The sequence below is a fragment of the Pseudomonas sp. F007 genome (assembly GCF_057814275.1).
Window position 1 is genome coordinate 612,801 of sequence record NZ_JBVATA010000002.1, and the last position, 17,022, is coordinate 629,822.

Annotated in this window: 14 protein-coding genes; 5 read left to right on the forward strand and 9 right to left on the reverse strand. The window is 62.6% G+C overall.

What is annotated here, in order from left to right:
• The first annotated feature begins 19 nt into the window (after nt 1-19).
• The 3 genes from creB to creD all read left to right on the forward strand — a co-directional run bounded on the left by creB (nt 20) and on the right by creD (nt 3,562).
• The gene (creB, locus tag ACZYR5_RS07025; RefSeq protein ID WP_489088580.1) at nt 20-700 is read left to right on the forward strand and encodes a two-component system response regulator CreB; all 681 of its coding nucleotides are present in this window, start codon (nt 20-22) and stop codon (nt 698-700) included.
• A complete protein-coding gene (gene creC / locus ACZYR5_RS07030; protein WP_489088579.1) occupies nt 700-2,121 on the forward strand; it encodes a two-component system sensor histidine kinase CreC in 1,422 nt (473 codons plus the stop codon). Before creB ends, creC begins: the two co-directional genes overlap by 1 nt.
• An 88-nt stretch (nt 2,122-2,209) precedes the next feature.
• Nucleotides 2,210-3,562, forward strand: a complete 1,353-nt coding sequence (gene creD, locus ACZYR5_RS07035) for a cell envelope integrity protein CreD (protein ID WP_489088578.1) — start codon at nt 2,210-2,212, stop codon at nt 3,560-3,562.
• A gap of 123 nt (nt 3,563-3,685) precedes the next feature.
• On the opposite strand, the gene ACZYR5_RS07040 is transcribed toward creD, so the two are convergent.
• From ACZYR5_RS07040 to ACZYR5_RS07075, 8 genes are all read right to left on the reverse strand, one after another.
• A complete protein-coding gene (locus tag ACZYR5_RS07040; RefSeq protein WP_489088577.1) occupies nt 3,686-4,315 on the reverse strand; it encodes a glutathione S-transferase in 630 nt (209 codons plus the stop codon).
• Between the two features lie 239 nt (nt 4,316-4,554).
• Nucleotides 4,555-4,734: a hypothetical protein gene (locus tag ACZYR5_RS07045; protein WP_027617117.1), complete on the reverse strand. Its 180-nt coding sequence runs from the start codon at nt 4,732-4,734 to the stop codon at nt 4,555-4,557.
• Nucleotides 4,731-5,861, reverse strand: coding sequence for a PepSY-associated TM helix domain-containing protein (locus ACZYR5_RS07050; RefSeq protein ID WP_489088576.1), 1,131 nt, complete (start codon nt 5,859-5,861; stop codon nt 4,731-4,733). The genes ACZYR5_RS07045 and ACZYR5_RS07050 overlap by 4 nt, the downstream gene beginning before the upstream one ends.
• A gap of 72 nt (nt 5,862-5,933) precedes the next feature.
• On the reverse strand, nt 5,934-8,360 hold the full coding sequence (locus ACZYR5_RS07055) for a TonB-dependent siderophore receptor (protein ID WP_489088575.1): 2,427 nt from the start codon (nt 8,358-8,360) through the stop codon (nt 5,934-5,936).
• Between the two features lie 219 nt (nt 8,361-8,579).
• Nucleotides 8,580-9,563, reverse strand: a complete 984-nt coding sequence (locus ACZYR5_RS07060) for a FecR domain-containing protein (protein WP_489088574.1) — start codon at nt 9,561-9,563, stop codon at nt 8,580-8,582.
• On the reverse strand, nt 9,560-10,078 hold the full coding sequence (locus ACZYR5_RS07065; RefSeq protein ID WP_489088573.1) for an RNA polymerase sigma factor: 519 nt from the start codon (nt 10,076-10,078) through the stop codon (nt 9,560-9,562). The genes ACZYR5_RS07060 and ACZYR5_RS07065 overlap by 4 nt, the downstream gene beginning before the upstream one ends.
• Nucleotides 10,079-10,310: 232 nt before the next feature.
• Complete coding sequence (locus tag ACZYR5_RS07070) at nt 10,311-11,018, reverse strand: 3'-5' exonuclease (protein WP_489088572.1); 708 nt, start codon at nt 11,016-11,018, stop codon at nt 10,311-10,313.
• Nucleotides 11,015-12,949 carry a putative nucleotidyltransferase substrate binding domain-containing protein gene (locus tag ACZYR5_RS07075; RefSeq protein ID WP_489088571.1) on the reverse strand — a complete coding sequence of 645 codons (1,935 nt, stop codon included), beginning with the start codon at nt 12,947-12,949 and terminating at the stop codon, nt 11,015-11,017. Before ACZYR5_RS07075 ends, ACZYR5_RS07070 begins: the two co-directional genes overlap by 4 nt.
• 237 nt (nt 12,950-13,186) lie before the next feature.
• Here ACZYR5_RS07075 and ACZYR5_RS07080 point away from each other — a divergent pair, with 237 nt between their 5' ends.
• Complete coding sequence (locus tag ACZYR5_RS07080; protein WP_489088570.1) at nt 13,187-13,645, forward strand: response regulator; 459 nt, start codon at nt 13,187-13,189, stop codon at nt 13,643-13,645.
• A 54-nt stretch (nt 13,646-13,699) separates the two neighbouring features.
• Here ACZYR5_RS07080 and ACZYR5_RS07085 read toward each other — a convergent pair whose 3' ends face one another.
• Complete coding sequence (locus ACZYR5_RS07085; RefSeq protein ID WP_489088569.1) at nt 13,700-15,877, reverse strand: malate synthase G; 2,178 nt, start codon at nt 15,875-15,877, stop codon at nt 13,700-13,702.
• A 546-nt stretch (nt 15,878-16,423) separates the two neighbouring features.
• Here ACZYR5_RS07085 and ACZYR5_RS07090 point away from each other — a divergent pair.
• Nucleotides 16,424-16,942, forward strand: a complete 519-nt coding sequence (locus ACZYR5_RS07090; protein ID WP_489088568.1) for a glycine cleavage system transcriptional repressor — start codon at nt 16,424-16,426, stop codon at nt 16,940-16,942.
• Nucleotides 16,943-17,022 lie beyond the last annotated feature (80 nt).

The window sequence follows — 17,022 nt, forward strand, 5'->3', positions numbered from 1 at the left end:
TCCACCGGGCCCGTATGCCATGCCTCATATCCTGATTGTCGAAGACGAAGCGGCGATTGCCGACACCCTGATTTTCGCTTTGCAGGGCGAAGGCTTCACCACCACCTGGACGAGCCTGGGCCTGTCGGCGCTTGACCTGCAGCGAACGAAGCCGGCGGATTTGATCATTCTCGACATCGGCCTGCCGGACATCAGCGGCTTTGAAACCTGTCGCCAGTTGCGCCGGTTCAGTGAAGTGCCGGTGCTGTTCCTGAGTGCCCGCGATGCCGAGATCGACCGGGTGGTGGGCCTGGAAATCGGTGCTGACGATTATGTGGTCAAACCCTTCAGCCCACGGGAAGTCGCGGCCCGGGTGCGGGCCATTCTCAAGCGCATGGCGCCGCGTCCGGGGATCGAGTCCAGCAGCGCCTTGTTCGTGATCGACAGTGACCGGGTGCTGATTACCTATCGCGGCCAGCCACTGAACCTGACCCGTCACGAATTTCGCCTGTTGCAGTGCTTGCTCGAGCAACCCGAGCGGGTATTCAGCCGCGAGCAATTGCTCGATGCGCTGGGGGTCGCCCGCGATGCCGGTTACGAGCGCAGCATCGACAGTCACATCAAGAGTGTGCGCGCCAAGTTGCGGTTGGTGGCGGCCAACGTCGAGCCGATCCAGACCCATCGCGGCCTGGGCTACAGCCACAGTCCGAGCCACAGCTGATGCCTCTGGCGATTCGCATCTTCCTGGTCTACCTGCTGTTCGTCGGCCTCACCGGTTACTTCGTGTTGAACACGGTGATGGAAGAAATCCGCCCCGGCGTGCGGCAGTCCACCGAAGAGACCCTGGTGGATACCGCCAACCTGATGGCGGAAATACTGCGCGACGATTTCAAGGCCGGCACTCTCAATCAGAATCGCTGGCCCGAACTGCTCAAGGCCTATGGTGAGCGACAGCCGGCGGCGAGCATCTGGGGCCTGGCGAAAAATCAGGTCAATCATCGCATCTACGTGACCGACGCCCAGGGCATTGTCGTGCTCGATTCCAGCGCCACGGCCGTGGGCCAGGATTACTCGCGCTGGAACGATGTGTACCTGACCTTGCGCGGCGAATACGGCGCGCGCTCGACTCGCAGCGATCCGGACGACCCGGCTTCGTCAGTGATGCACGTCGGCGCGCCGATTCGTGACAACGGGCAGATCATTGGCGCCGTCACCGTGGCCAAGCCCAACAGCTCGTTGCAGCCCTATGTCGACCGCACCGAGCGCCGCTTGTTGGTTTACGGCGCCGGGTTGATCGGCTTGGGCTTGCTGTTCGGCGCGCTGCTGTCCTGGTGGCTGAGCCGCGCATTGCGCCGCCTGACTGCTTACGCCCAGACGGTCAGTGACGGCCATCGCGCCGAGCTGCCGCATTATCGCGGCGGCGAGCTGGAGCAACTGGCGACGGCGGTGGAGCACATGCGCACGCAACTGGAAGGCAAGGCCTACGTCGAGCGCTACGTGCACACCCTGACCCACGAATTGAAAAGTCCGCTGGCGGCAATTCGCGGCGCCGCCGAGCTGCTGCAGGAGGAGATGCCGACCAGCCAGCGCCAGCGTTTCATCAGCAATATCGACGGCGAAAGTGCGCGAATGCAGCAGTTGATCGAACGGCTGTTGAACCTTGCTCAGGTCGAGCAACGCCAGGGTTTGGAAGAACGAGTGATGGTGCCGCTGGCAGCCCTGGTGGACGAGTTGCTCGACGCCCAGCACGCGCGCATCGAGCGCAAACAGTTGCGCATCGAGCGGCAGATCGCCCCCGACCTCAACCTGCTGGGTGAGGCTTTTCTGCTGCGCCAGGCGCTGGCCAATCTGCTGGAAAACGCCCTGGATTTCTGCCCATCTCAAGGCGTGTTGCGCTTCACGGCGGAGCGGCGCGGCGAGCAGATCGAATTCAGTCTGTTCAACCAGGCTGAGCCGATTCCCGACTATGCCCTGACGCGTCTGAGTGAGCGCTTCTATTCGCTGCCGCGCCCGGACAGTGGACGCAAAAGCACCGGGCTGGGGCTGAATTTCGTCGAGGAAGTGCTGCAACTGCACGGCGGTGGTTTGCAGATCGGCAACGTCGCAGGCGGCGTCGAAGTGACGTTGCGACTGCCCGCCTGAAGCTTCTCCACAGACTCTGCACACTGTCTGCATAAAGCCTCCACACAGCGCCGCCAGACTCTCCCTCATTCGAACAGGGAGAGCCCATATGAACCGCAGCCTGGCTATAAAACTCGGGGCCATTGCCCTATTGATTCTGTTGTTGCTGATCCCGCTGTTGATGATCGGCGGGGTGATCAGCGACCGTCAGCAGTTGCGCGATGGCGTGCTCGACGACATCGCGCGCAGCTCCAGCTACAGCCAGCAATTGAGCGGGCCGTTGCTGGTGGTGCCGTACCGCAAGACCGTGCGTATCTGGAAACTCAACGAAAAAACCAATGAGCGCTATCAGGAGCCGAGCGAGGAAAGTGGGCGGCTGTACTTCCTGCCGGAGCGCTTCGAACTCAATGGCAATGTCAGCACCGAGCTGCGCGCCCGGGGCATTTATGAAGCACGGTTGTTTCATGCCGACAACCGTATCAGCGGGCACTTCTCGATCCCCGAACAACTGGGGATCCGCCAGGACTTCGCTGACTATCAATTCGACAGGCCCTATCTGGCCGTCGGCATCAGCGATATCCGCGGCATCGAAAATGCCTTGCAGCTTGAATTCGGGACCCAGCGTTTGGACTTCGTCCCGGGCAGTCAGGTGGGTTGGCTGGGGGAAGGGGTGCACGTGACGTTGCCGGCGCTGGATGCGAGCAAGGTCACGGAGTTGCCGTTTGCCTTCGACCTGCGGTTGCAGGGCACCGGGCAATTGCAGGTGACCCCGGTGGGCAAAACCAGCCAGGTCAGTTTGGCTGCCAACTGGCCCCATCCAAGTTTCATCGGCAACTACTTACCGGCCCAGCGCGAGATCACTGCCGAGGGTTTTACTGCGCAATGGCAGACTTCGTTCTTCTCCACCAACCTGCAAGAGGCGCTGGATAACTGCGTGGCCTTCGCCCGCTGTGAAGCATTCAGGGGCCGCAGTTTTGGCGTGAGCTTCATCGACCCGGTGGACCAGTACCTCAAGAGCGACCGGGCGATCAAATATGCGCTGTTGTTTATCGTTCTGACCTTCGCTGGCTTCTTCCTCTTCGAAGTTCTGAAGAGCCTGGCGGTGCATCCGGTGCAATACGCCCTGGTAGGTGTGGCGTTGGCGTTCTTTTACTTGCTGTTGTTATCGCTGTCCGAGCACTTGGGTTTCGCTCTGGCCTACCTGTTGTCGGCCAGCGCCTGCGTGCTACTGATTGGCTTTTATGTCTGCCATGTGCTGCGCAGCGTGGCCCACGGCCTGGGTTTTTCCGCGGGATTGGCGGCGTTGTACGGCTTGTTGTATGGCCTGCTGAGCGCCGAGGATTACGCGCTGTTAATGGGCTCGTTGCTGCTGTTCGGGTTGCTCGGTGTGTTCATGGTGCTGACCCGTCGTCTGGATTGGTATGGGGTGGGCAAGACGAGCAAGTCGCAGGTGGCAGCATGAGCCGGTCGTTGGGCTTGCGTGAGGAGCGGGTGCAGGTAGAAAGACTGCTGCTGCAAATCAGCGGCTGGCTGGTGGCGCAGCGCGGCGTGCCGTTGCCCGACACGCCGCGCTGCACCCGGAGGGTTAGACCTTCGGCACCGTCGCCAGCATCGACGGCCGCTGGCTGACCTCGGAATACCAGGCCGCCAGTTGTGGTTGGGCGTCGCGCCAGTTGAGGTCGGGGTGGCGCAGGTCGAGGTAGCCCAGGGCGCAGGCGACGCTGATGGCGGCGACGTCGAAGTGGCAGGTCAGTTCGGCGATGGCCTCGGCTTCCAGCACCGCGAGGGCGCGGCGGATTTTTTCGCGCTGGGCGTCGAGCCACTCCGGCCAGTGTTTTTCCGGAGCGCGCAGGGCCAGTTCGTAGCGCACCATCACCGCCGCGTCCATGATCCCGTCGGCCAGTGCCGCGAGGGTCAGGCGCCGCCAGCGGGCCGCGCCTTCGGCGGGGATCAGCGGGTTGCCGACGTGCTGCTGGTCGAGGTAGTCGAGGATCACCCGGCTGTCGTACAGCACGTTGCCGTCGGCCAGGCGCAGGGCCGGGATCTTGCCCAGCGGGTTGTCCTGGTTCAGTACGGCATCGGGGCTGACCGGGCTCAGTTGGCTGAGTTGCAGGGCGACACGGTCGGTCTGCCCGGTCTCGTGCAGCAGCACCATCACTTTGCGCACGAAGGGCGAGGCGGGGTTGTGGAACAGGGTCATGCTGGGCGTGGACATGGCATTCCTCGGCGGTCATCGGGGAGCAGAGGGGTAGGGTAAACAGTTGCGGGGTGGCTGGCGAGGGGGTGTTTGACAGCGATCAAAACTGTCGGGGCGATGGTGTGCCAGGTGGGCCTTGGTGTCCGCTTCGCTGGCAAGCCAGCTCCTACAGATCCGGGTAGATCCCGGATTCTGTAACCACCCTCATCCCCCTGTAGGAGCGAGCTTGCTCGCGAAGGGGTCATCAGCCACACAGATCAGCGTCGGCGCAACAACCCGCGCAACCCCAACACCGCCGGCACACCCAATCCTAGCCAACTCAGGCCATCCCAGATGCCGTCACCCAGCAGTGCCGAAAACAGCCCGGCGGCGCTGAGCAGGGCGATGACCAGCGGGGTGGTGAAGACTTTCCAGAAGTTCGACTGGCGCGGTCTCATGCCGGGGCCTGCGCTTTGACTGTCAGCGGTTTCGCCGCCTTGCGCCGCACGATCCACAGGTACACACCACTGCCGAGGACAATGATGGTCAGCACATCCAGCGCCGCCCAGAGGATCTTCATCGGCATGCCGCCGTAGTCGCCGAAATGCAGCGGCTGCGACATGCCCATGGCGTCCATGTACCACGGCCGTTCGGCGATGGCGGTGACGTCGAGGGTGGTGGCGTCGATCAGCACCGGGGTCAGCAGGTGCGAGGTCAGGTGGGTGCTGCCTTTCATGAACACCGCGTAGTGGTGCTCGCTGGAGAAGCGGGTGCCGGGGAAGGCGATGAAGTCCGGCGTCATCTCCGGCGTGGCCCGCTTGGCGATGTCGAGCAGATGGCTGGCGGGAGCCAACTGGGTCAGCGGCGGCGCATCGCGATAGGGTTCGATCATCGCGCTCAGGGCGTCGTTGCGCCAGGCGGCGATCAGCAGGTCGGCGCAGGCGCTGATGACCCCGGTGACGCCAACCACCAGGGCCCAGGTCAAGGTCACTACGCCTATCAGGTTGTGCAGGTCGAGCCAGCGCAGGCGGGTGGATTTGTCCTGGCGCACGGTGCCGAAGTCCAGGCGACGCATGAACGGCAGGTACAGCACCGTCCCCGAGACAATCGCAATGACGAACAACAGGCCCATGAACGCCAGCAGCAACTTGCCGGGCAGGCCGGCGAACATGTCGACGTGCAGGCGCAGCATGACCATCATCAGGCCGCCGTTGGCCGAGGGCATTTCCACGGCCTCGCCGGTGCGCGCGTCGAGCATGAAGGTGTGGGACAGGTTGGGCTCGGTGCCGGCGGTTTTGGCCATGATCGCGATCACGCCATTGCGCTCGTCTTCATCCCAGCCAAAGTACTGCATGACTTCGCCGGGACGATGAGCCTCGGCCTTGGCCACCAACTGCTGCAGGTCGAGGTGCGGGGTGTCGGCGGGCATCTGCCGAAGCTCAGGGGCATCGCCGAGCAGGTGATCGATCTCGTGATGGAAGATCAGCGGCAGGCCGGTCAGGGCCAGCAGCAACAGGAACAGAGTGCAGATCAGGCTGGTCCAGGTGTGGATCAGGGACCAGCAGCGGATGGTTTTGCTTTTCATCTCATGGCCTTTGAAAAGACCAAAGCCGCCTATTGAGGGCGGCCCGGTCGTGACGCTGATGACGTCAGTGGATTACCACTTGTAGGTGGCGCTGGCGACGACGCTGCGCTCGTCACCGTAGTAGCAATAGAAGCTGTCGCAGGTGGAGATGTAGTCCTTGTCGAACACGTTGGTGGCGTTGAGCGCGACCGAGGCCCCCTTGAGGCTGTTGTCCAGGCGACCGAGGTCGAAGTGCACGGCGGCGTCGAACACGGTGTAGGCGTCGGCCTTGCCCAGCCAGGTGTTGGCCTGGTCGCCGTAGGTGTTGCCGGTGTAGCGCGCGCCACCACCCACGCCGAAGCCGTCGAGGGCACCGCTGTGCCAGGTGTAGTCGGCCCACAGCGAGGCTTGCTGGTTCGGCATCAGTTGCAGGCGATTGCCTTTGTAGATGCCCTCCTGGACTTCGGATTTGGCCAGGGTGTAGGCGGCAATCACTTTGAGGTTTTCGGTGACGTCGGAGACAGCCTCCAGCTCCAGGCCCTTCACTTTCACTTCACCGGTCTGGCTGGTGATGTTGACGCCGCCGACGTTGGTGGTGACGTCGACGTTTTTCTGGGTCAGGTCATACACCGCCGCGCTCAACAGGGTGTTGGTGCCCGGTGGCTGGTACTTGATACCCAGTTCCCACTGCTTGCCTTCGGTGGGTTTGAACGAGTCGTCCGGCGAGGTGCTGGCGTTGCTCGCCGGCTGGAACGATTCGGCGTAGGACAGGTACGGCACAAAACCATTGTCGAAGACGTAGCTGATCGCCGCGTTGCCGCTGAAATTCTTGTTGCGATCGGTGTTGGTCGCGTCGTTCTTGTTGAAGTATTGGGTGCCGGTATGGACCCAGTCTTCACGTCCGCCGAGGGTCAGGCGCCATTGATCGAGGGCCATCTGGTCCTGGACGTAGAGGCCGGTCTGGTAGGTCTTCTGGTTGTAGTCATAGAACGCACTGGAGCGCGGCGGCCGGGTGATCGGCAGGCCGTGGGCCGGGTCGTTGACATTGATTGGCGGTGCGCTGCCGAAGATCGAGGTGTAGTTAGTGTTGGTGCGCTGGTGGTCGAGGCCCAGCAGCACGGTGTGGCGGATCTCGCCGGTGTCGAAGTCGGCCTGGAAGTTGTTGTCCACGGCGAACTGGCTGATGTCTTCGTCGGTGCTGGTGGTGGTACGCCCGACGTTGCCTGCGTCATCCACCTCAGTGAACGGGTAGGAACCGACAGTGATGGCCTGGAAGGAAAGATCCGACTTGGTGTAGCGCAGGTTCTGACGGAATTGCCAGACATCGTTCAGGCGATGTTCGAAGGCATAACCCAGTGCGTAGTAGGTACGGTCGTAGTATTCCCACTCGGGATCGCCGAGGTTTTTGCTGTGGGAGATATCGCCGAACGGCATGTCGATCTTGGTGCCCTGGATCGGCAGAAACTGGCTGGTGATACCTGTGTCGTCGCGGGTGAATTGCGAGAGGAAAGTCAGCTTGGTGTCGGGATCGATGTTCCAGGTCAGGCTGGGCGCGATGTTGTAGCGCTTGTCGGGAACGTCGTCGATCTGCGTGTCGCTGTCGCGCACCACGCCGCTGAAGCCGTAGAGGAACTGACCCTCGTCGTCGATCTTGCCGGTGCTGGCGAAGTTGATCTGGCGATGGTTGTCGCTACCGTACTGGACCTGCACTTCGCTGCTGGCTTCTTCACTGGGACGGCGGCTGACCATGTCCAGCAGGCCGCCCGGTGGGGTCTGGCCGTATACCGAGGAGGCAGGACCGCGCAGCAGGGCGATGCGGTCGAGGTTCCAGGTTTCCATTTTCGGGTTGGCGTAGACGCCTTTGGGCAGCGGCAGGCCGTCGAGGAACTGGGTTGGCTCGAAGCCACGCACCCGCAGCCAGTCGGCACGGGTGTCGCTGCCGTAACTGCTGGCGACGATACCGGGCATGTAGCGCACGGCGTCATCCAGGTTTTGTACGGCACGGTCGTCCATTTGCTGGCGGGTTGCCACGGAGATCGAGCGCGGTGCTTCGAGCAGCGAGGTGTCAGTCTTGGTGCCGGCGGCGGTGCGGGTGGCGAGGTAGCCATCGACCGGGCCCCAGGCGGTTTCGCTGTTTTCTACGCCGATCACCGCGGTTTCCGGCAGCGCCAGCACACCCTCGGGCACCGCCACCAGGCTGTAGGTACCGGCGCTGCTTTGTTCCAGTTGCAGGCCGGTGCCGCGCAGGGCCTGGCTCAGGGCGCCGGCTGCATCGTACTGGCCGATAACCGGGGCGGAAGTTTTACCGGCCGCCAGCGACGGGTTGAGGCTCAGCGCGAGGCCGGCCTGGCTGGCGATCTGGTTGAGGGTGGTGGCCAGCGGCGCGGCGGGCAGGTTGTAGGCACGCACACTGGACGTCTGCTCGGCGGCCACCAGCAGGGTGCTGGTCAGCGGGGTGCCGAAGGCAATGGCCAGGGCCAGCAGACTGGGGCGCAACAAGGTGTTTAGCGAGCGTGACATACGGCGGCTCCTGAATGGAAATATTTCTCAATTGCCTGTGTGCCGAACGAAACTGGAAAAGTGATAGGGCTGGATGAAAATAATTTTTATTTCGCGAAAAGGATGCAGCAGATTGCGCTGTGGCAGATGGCCTCTTCGCCGGCAAGCCGGCTCCTACAGATTCGGCGGTGAATGTACGACGCGGTCCTGTAGGAGCGGGCTTGCCAGCGAAGAGGCCTTTTATTCAGCCTGCGCGCTGGTCCTGGCGCCCACCGTCACCCACCACTGTGTATGTTTTTCGATCTGCACCGGCAGGGTCGGCAGCAGGGTGGTCAGTGCCAGGTCGGTGTTGTGCAGCGGGAAGCTGCCGGTGATGCGCAGGTTGGCGACTTCTGGCGCCACGCCCAGGTGGCCGGGGCGGTAGCGGGCGAGTTCGGCGACCAGGTCTTCCAGGCGCGCGTTGTCCACCACCAGCATGCCGCGGGTCCAGGCGTCCGCGCCGGGGTTGATCGCCAGCAGCGGACCGAGGCCGTCGGCACGCATCAGCACTTGCTGGCCCTGCTTGAGAATCTGCTCGTCAGAACGGGTTTCGGGACGCGCGGCCACCGCCGACTGCAACACGCTCAAGCGCGTGCCCTGGTCTTCACGCTTGACCAGGAAGCGGGTGCCGAGGGCGCGCAGGTGCCCGTCGCGGGTCTCGACGATGAACGGCCGGGCGTCGTTGTGCCCGGTCTCGATCAGAATTTCGCCTTCCTGGAGGACGATCCGCCGTTCTTTCTCATCGAAGCGCACATCCAGCGCGCTATGGGTATTGAGGTTGATCAGCGTGCCATCCGTCAGGCGCAGGGTGCGTTGTTCGCCGGTGGCGGTGCGCTGGTCGGCCAGCCAATAGCCGATCGGCAGGTAGCGCTCGCCGGCGAACAGTGCCACGCCCAGTGCCAGCATCACGCTGGCTGCGCCACTGCCGATTTTTCGTATGCGACGACGGATACTTTCGCGCGATTGCAACAGGGCGACCCGGGCCGGGCCACTGGCCACGTTGAAGCGCTGGTCGAGCATGCCCAGTTGGCGCCAGGCGCGGGCGTGCTCTTCGTGGCTGGCGTACCACTTGGCGAACTCCTCACGTTCCACCGGACTGGCGCCGCCACCATCGAGGGTCAACTGCCAGGCGATGGCGGCGTCGAGCACCGCGGCCGAGACCGGCCGGGAGCTGACCGGGCTCATGTCGGCTCGCCGTACAGCGCCACGTAGCACTGGCGAATGCCCTGGGCTAGGTATTGGCGCACGCGGGGCACCGAGACACCCAGGCGTTCGGCGATTTCGCCATGGCTCAGGCCGTCGAGACGGTTATAGAGGAAGGCGGCGCGGGCCTTGCTCGACAGTTTGCCGAGCAGGCGGTCGATGGCCTTGAGGTCTTCGAGGATCATCTGCTGTTCTTCCACCGAGGGGTGTTCCGCTTCGGGGATCAGCATCAATTCATTGAGGTAGACCTGTTCCAGCGCGGCGCGTCGGAAATGGTCGAACAGCAGGCCCTTGGCGATCGCCACCAGGAAGGCCCTGGGTTCGCGAGGAACGGTCACCGTGTCGCGCCCGAGCAGACGCACGAAGGTGTCCTGGCTCAGGTCTTCGGCTTTTGAAGGGCAGGCCACATTGCGTCGCAGCCAGGCCAATAGCCAGGTGCGATGGTCGCGATACAACGCTCCAACCAGCTCACTCTGAGGGCTTGGGACTGACGACACGGCGCATTACCGATTGGGAAGGTTTAACTAACGAGAATAGTTCGCGATTGTCTCAGAGGTGGGGCGTGTAGGCAATTGGCGTTGGTCGGGTAGTTTGGGAGTGGACACCCTGTAGGAGCGAGCTTGCTCGCGAAAAACCTGAGGGCGCCGCGCACATTCAGGATGCCCGCGTCATCGTTAACATTCTTCGCGACGGAGCGACGATTCGACAGGCTCGCTCCTACAAGGAAATTTAGAACGACGGCGCCTGCTGCCGGCGTTTCCACTGGCCAAGCCGCTGCTGCAGGTTCAACGGGCTGGGGATCTGCTGAGCCCGGGCACGGCTGAACAGGATCAGCGCCAGCTCGGCAGTGGCCATGGCGTCGGCGCTGGCGTTGTGGCGTTCGCTGACTTGCAACTTGAACCAGTCGATCCAGTCATCCAGACCGGCCTCGCGAATCTGCGCCTGGGGGCAGAGCAGCGGGGCGATTTCCGCAACATCGAGAAACGTATGTTGCAGGCGATACCCCAGGCTGTCTTTCAAGGCGCGCCCGAGCATGTGCTGGTCGAAGGCGGCGTGGAACGCCAGTAGCGGGCTGTCGCCGACAAAGTCCATGAAGTCGAGCAAGGCCTCGGCCGGGTCGCAACCGGCGGCAATCGCGCTGGGGCCCAGGCCATGAATCAGCACGCTGGGGGCGAGTTTGTGTTCGCGGCGGTGCAGGGTGCGTTCGAACTGCTGGCTGAAGTCGATCGCGCCGTCTTCGATGACCACCGCGCCGATGGACAGCACCTGGTCCTTGTTCAGATTCAGCCCGCTGGTTTCCAGGTCCATCACCACCCAGCGTTGTTCGCGCAGGCTGCAATCGGACAACGGCGCGGCGCCGGGCAATTGCCCCAGGCGCTGTTGTTGCTCGGCGGTCAGGGTCGGGCAGGCGGGGCGCAGCCAGGAAAACAGGCTCATAGCTGGTACCGCAGCGCCAGGCTGGCTTGCAGGCGTTGGGCCTGGCGCAGGGATTCGCGCAGGATCCGCCGGTCCAGGTGGTTCAGGCTATCGGGATCGACGCGGTTGGAGTAGGGCAGGTTCTCGCGGGTCTGCCGCTGGTGCTGCTGCATGCGGGTCTGCTGGATGAAGTGGTAGGCCTCTTCATAGGCCGCGCCATCCAGCGGGTCGATGACCTCCCTGGCCACCAGTTGGCGGAATCGCTCCAGGGTGTTGTTGCTCTCGATGCCGTTGGCCAGGGCCAGCAGGCGGGCGCCGTCGACAAAGGGCGTGAGGCCCTGGACCTTGAGGTCGAGGGTGGCCTTTTCGCCGTTTTTCTTCGCCAGCACAAACTCGCGGAAGCGGCCCACCGGCGGGCGCTGGCGCAGGGCGTTTTCGGCCAGCATGCGCTGGAACAGACGGTTGTCGGCGACCTGGTCGAGGATTGCCCGACGCAGTTGCTCGCAGCCCTGCTCGTCACCCCAGACCACCCGCAAGTCGAAATAGATACTCGAGCCCAGCAGGTTCTCCGGCGTCGCCTCGCGGATGAACGCGGCGAAGCGCCGTGCCCACTCAGCGCGGGACAGGCACAGCTCGGGGTTGCCGGCCATGATGTTGCCCTTGCACAACGTGAAGCCGCACAACGCCAGGCTGTGGTTGATCTGTTGCGCAATGGGCAGCAGCCGGCCGCGAATTTCGGCGGCGTGCGCGGCATCACGGGCCTCGAACAGCAGGCCGTTGTCCTGGTCGGTGTGCAGGGTTTGTTCGCGGCGGCCTTCGCTGCCGAAACACAGCCAACTGAAGGGGATGCCCGGGTCACCTTTTTCCTGCAGGGTCAGTTCGATTACCCGACACACCGTGTGATCGTTGAGCAGGGTGATGATCTGGGTGATCTGGGTCGAGGAGGCGCCATGAGCCAGCATGCGCTCGACCAGTTGGCCGATCTCGCCGCGGATCGCCACCAGGTTGTCGACCCGTGGCGCATTGCGGATGGTCCGTGCCAGGTGCACCAGGTCGACCCGTTGCAGGGAGAACAGATCACGCTCGGAGACCACGCCGCACAAGCGCTGGTCCTTGACCAGGCAGACGTGGGCGATGTGCCGTTCGGTCATGGCAATCGCAGCGTCAAACGCACTGTGGTCGGGGCTCAAGTAAAACGGCGCCTGGGTCATGTGCCCGGCGATCGGTTGATCGAGGTCGCGAGCGCCGTCGGCCACCACCTGGCGCAGGTCGCGCAGGGTGAAGATGCCCACAGGCGCCTTCTGCTCATCGACCACCACAATGCTGCCCACTTGCTGTTCGTGCATCAGGCTCACGGCGTCGCGCAGGGGCGTGGTCGGATCACAGGTCACCGGGTGGCGCATGGCCAATTCGCCGAGGCGCGTGTTGAGCGAATACTGGGTGCCGAGGGTTTCCACGGCTTTTTGCTGGACCTGCTGATTGACCTGGTCGAGCAGGCTGCTGACGCCGCGCAGGGCGAAGTCGCGGAAGGTGCTGGAGAGGGCAAACAGCTTGATGAAGGCGAGCTTGTTCAGCTGCAGGCAGAAGGTGTCTTCGCCAGCCAGGTGCTCGGTGCGGGTCGCGCGTTCGCCGAGCAAGGCAGCCAGTGGAAAGCACTCACCGGTGGTGATCTCGAAGGTGGTCTCGGTGCCGCCCTTGGCCGTGTGCGGCCGCTCGCCAACCACCCGACCCTGTTTGACGATATAGAAGTGCTGCACCGCGCCGTCGGTGGGTTTGATGATGCTCTCGCCAGGTCCGTAAAAGCGCAGTTGGCACTGCTCCACCAGATAGGCCAGGTGAGCGTGTTCCATCTGATTGAACGGCGGAAACCGCTGCAGGAATTGCAGGGTGCCCTGGATGTTCTGCAACACCGCGGTTTTCCCCGCCTGGGTGAAGGCGTCCGTCTTGCTCATGACCGTTTTTCGATTTGTTGTTGTGGGTGTCGGCCATGGTCGGCCCCCGCAGGCAGAGTGCCCATTGGACGTAAGTCTAGGTCGCGGGATATCCGCAGGCGTTTGCGTGCCATTGAGGGGGAGAAAACCTTTTCTGCGCCCTATTGGAAAAGTATCCGACGAAGCGCACATTTAAGCTCCGCCTAGCGATGTCTGACTGTTGTGCCAGGTTAACGAACCGAACCTTCAGAGAGAGCCATGTCCGACCACGATATTTTGAGCGACGCCGAGCGTGAGGCGCTGAGTGCGGTCATGCAGGAGCCGGTGCTGGCGCCGCAACTGCAACGGGTGCTGATTGTCGATGATGACCAGGACGCCCGAGAGTTGCTCGCGGAGGTGCTGGCGTTGGAGGACATCCTTTGTCTGACGGCGGCGAGTGGCGAACGTGCGCTGGAATTACTGGCGACAAAACCGTCCATAGGATTGTTGATTACCGATTTGCGTATGGGCCATGTCGATGGCCTGGAGCTGATCCGGCAAATACGCGAGTCGGAAAGGGCGGCACTCCCCGTGATCATCGTATCCGGCGATGCCAGTGTTAAGGACGCCATTGCGGCAATGCATTTGAGCGTGGTGGATTTTTTGCTTAAACCCTTCGATACCGGCAAGTTGCTGGAGTTGGTCCGGCATGAGCTTGGATTGACGCCGGCGCCATGAAAAAAGGCCCTGATCGAAAGATCAGGGCCTTTTGCTTACCGCGTCAGCGTTGGATCAGAGGCCGTTGGCCGCCTTGAACTCGCGACGACGACGATGCAGGACCGGCTCGGTGTAGCCGTTTGGCTGCTTGGTGCCTTCGATCACCAGTTCGACCGCTGCCTGGAAGGCGATGTTGCTGTCGAAGTTCGGCGCCAACGGACGGTACAGCGGGTCGTTGGCGTTCTGGCGGTCAACCACCGGCGCCATGCGCTTGAGGCTTTCCATGACCTGTGCTTCGGTGACGATGCCGTGACGCAGCCAGTTGGCGATGTGCTGGCTGGAAATACGCAGCGTGGCACGGTCTTCCATCAGGCCGACGTCGTTGATGTCCGGCACTTTCGAGCAGCCCACACCCTGGTCGATCCAGCGCACCACATAACCGAGAATGCCCTGGGCGTTGTTGTCCAGTTCGTTCTTGATCTGCTCGGCGCTCCACTGCGGGTTCACCGCCAGCGGGATGGTCAGGATGTCGTCGACCGAGGCACGGGCACGCTTGGCCAGTTCGGCCTGGCGGGCGAACACGTCGACCTTGTGGTAATGCAGGGCGTGCAGGGCGGCGGCGGTCGGCGACGGAACCCAGGCGGTGTTGGCGCCGGCCAGTGGGTGAGCGACTTTCTGCTCGAGCATGGCGGCCATCAGGTCAGGCATTGCCCACATGCCTTTACCGATTTGCGCACGACCTTGCAGGCCGGTGCTCAGACCGATGTCGACGTTCCAGTTTTCGTAGGCGCCAATCCACTTCTCGGCCTTCATGTCGGCCTTGCGGACCATTGGCCCGGCTTCCATGGAGGTGTGGATTTCGTCGCCGGTGCGGTCGAGGAAGCCGGTGTTGATGAACACCACGCGTTCGCTGGCAGCCTTGATGCAGGCCTTGAGGTTGATCGTGGTCCGACGCTCCTCGTCCATGATCCCGACTTTGAGGGTGTTGCGTGGCAACTGCAGAACGTCTTCGATGCGGCCGAACAGTTCGTTGGTGAACGCCGCTTCTTCCGGGCCGTGCATTTTCGGTTTGACGATGTAGACCGAACCGGTACGGCTGTTCTTGCGCGTGGTGTTGCCGTTCAGGCTGTGGATCGCCGCGAGGTTGGTCACCAGACCGTCGAGGATGCCTTCAGGGACTTCGTTGCCGTCCTTGTCGAGAATCGCATCGATGGTCATCAGGTGCCCGACGTTGCGCACGAACAGCAATGAACGACCGTGCAGGCTCAGCTCGCCGCCATTTGGCGCGGTGTAGGTGCGGTCGGCGTTCATGGTGCGGGTGAAGGATTTGCCGCCCTTGCTGACTTCTTCCGACAGGTCGCCCTTCATCAGGCCGAGCCAGTTGCGGTAGATCACCACCTTGTCGTCGGCATCGACCGCGGCGACCGAGTCTTCGCAGTCCATGATGGTGGTCAGCGCGGCTTCCATCAGCAGGTCTTTGACGCCGGCGGCGTCGGTCTGGCCGACCGGGGTGCTGGCGTCGATCTGGATTTCGAAGTGCAGGCCGTTGTGCTTGAGCAGCACCGCAGTCGGGGCCGCGGCAGTGCCGTGGAAGCCGATCAGTTGGGCGTCGTTGCGCAGGCCACTGTTGCTGCCGCCTTTGAGGGCGACCTGCAGCTTGCCGTCGACGATGCTGTAGCCGGTGGAATCGACATGGGAGCCGGCAGCCAGTGGCGCGGCTTCGTCGAGGAAGGCTCGGGCGAAGGCAATGACTTTGTCGCCACGCACCTTGTTGTAGCCTTTGCCTTTTTCCGCGCCGTCGGCTTCGCTGATGGCGTCGGTGCCGTAGAGCGCGTCGTACAGCGAACCCCAGCGGGCGTTCGAGGCATTGAGAGCGAAGCGGGCGTTCATCACCGGGACCACCAGTTGGGGTCCGGCCATGCGGGCGATTTCTTCATCGACGTTTTGCGTCGTTGCCTGGAAATCGGCCGCTTCTGGCAGCAGATAACCGATGTCTTGCAGGAAGGCTTTATAGGCCACGGCGTCGTGCGCCTGGCCTGCACGCTCCTGGTGCCAGGCGTCGATACGCGCCTGGAAATCATCGCGTTTGGCGAGTAGGGCTTTGTTCTTCGGCGCCAGGTCATGAATGACCTTGTCGGCACCGGCCCAGAATTGTTCGGCGGTGAGGCCGGTTCCGGGAATGGCTTCGTTGTTCACGAAGTCGAACAGGACTTTGGCGACCTGCAGGCCACCGACTTGAACGTGTTCAGTCATTGCTTGCCTCACTCTGCTCAGCTATTTCGCTTTTCAGCTCTTCAATTTTGACCATGAAGCCCCCGGCCATTTAAACCACAAACCCGTCTACCAGTACATGCCATTGCGGGCGGCTGGGTTTGGCTCGATCAACGGCTTGGAGGCCTTGCTGACAGGGCTTTCAGGGTTGCGATCAGGCCCGCGGCAGGCATCGATCGAGGATTATGTAGTGCGCGCTGCGGCATACTACATGATGAATTGCGGTTGTGAAAATTAGACTAATTACGTCGTTCTGCGACCCCATGACGCATTGCAGTCACGGCGGGGCACAGGATGTTCTCAAAAAACTGGTGGATTGTTCCAGTTAAATATAAAAACTTGTACACGATTTGTGATTAAGCCGGATCAGTGGTGTTCCCATTCGCGAGCAGGCTCGCTCCTACATGGGATCGCGCTCCCCTGTAGGAGCGAGCCTGCTCGCGATGGGGCCCTCTCATTCAACGCAGCAATCCCCGTTGCCTATACTTGCCTTTCCCCAAAAAAAAATCATGACCAGAGGGCTGCGCCATGGATCACCTCGTACTCACCGTATTCGCCCCGGACAAAGCCGGTCAGGTCGAGCGCATCGCCCAATGCATTGCCGAGCATGGCGGTAACTGGCTGGAAAGCCGCATGTCGCGGATGGCCGGGCAATTCGCCGGGATTCTGCGGGTGGGGGTTCCGGCCGAGGCTTACGATGAATTGGTGGACGCGCTGCAGGCGTTATCCAGCCAGGGAATCCGGGTGCTGATTGCCGAAAGCGGCATCGAGCAGGCCTGCACCTGGAAGCCGATTGCCATGGAGTTGGTGGGCAACGATCGGCCGGGGATTGTGCGTGACATCACGCGCTTGCTCAGCGAGCAGGGGGTGAACCTCGAGCGACTGGTGACCGAAGTGCGGCCCGCGCCGATGAGCAGCGAACCGCTGTTTCATGCCGAGGCGATTCTGGCCGTGCCCCTGACCCTGTCGCTGGATGTGTTGCAGTCGCGCCTGGAAACCCTGGCGGATGATTTGATGGTGGAGCTGGTGCTGCGCAGTGACCCTTGAGTTTATCCAGCGAAATCCTGCACCTGCCTGTGGATAAGCTGTAGAGACCGCTCTGCAGCCCAGGCCGGCCGGGGTTCTTC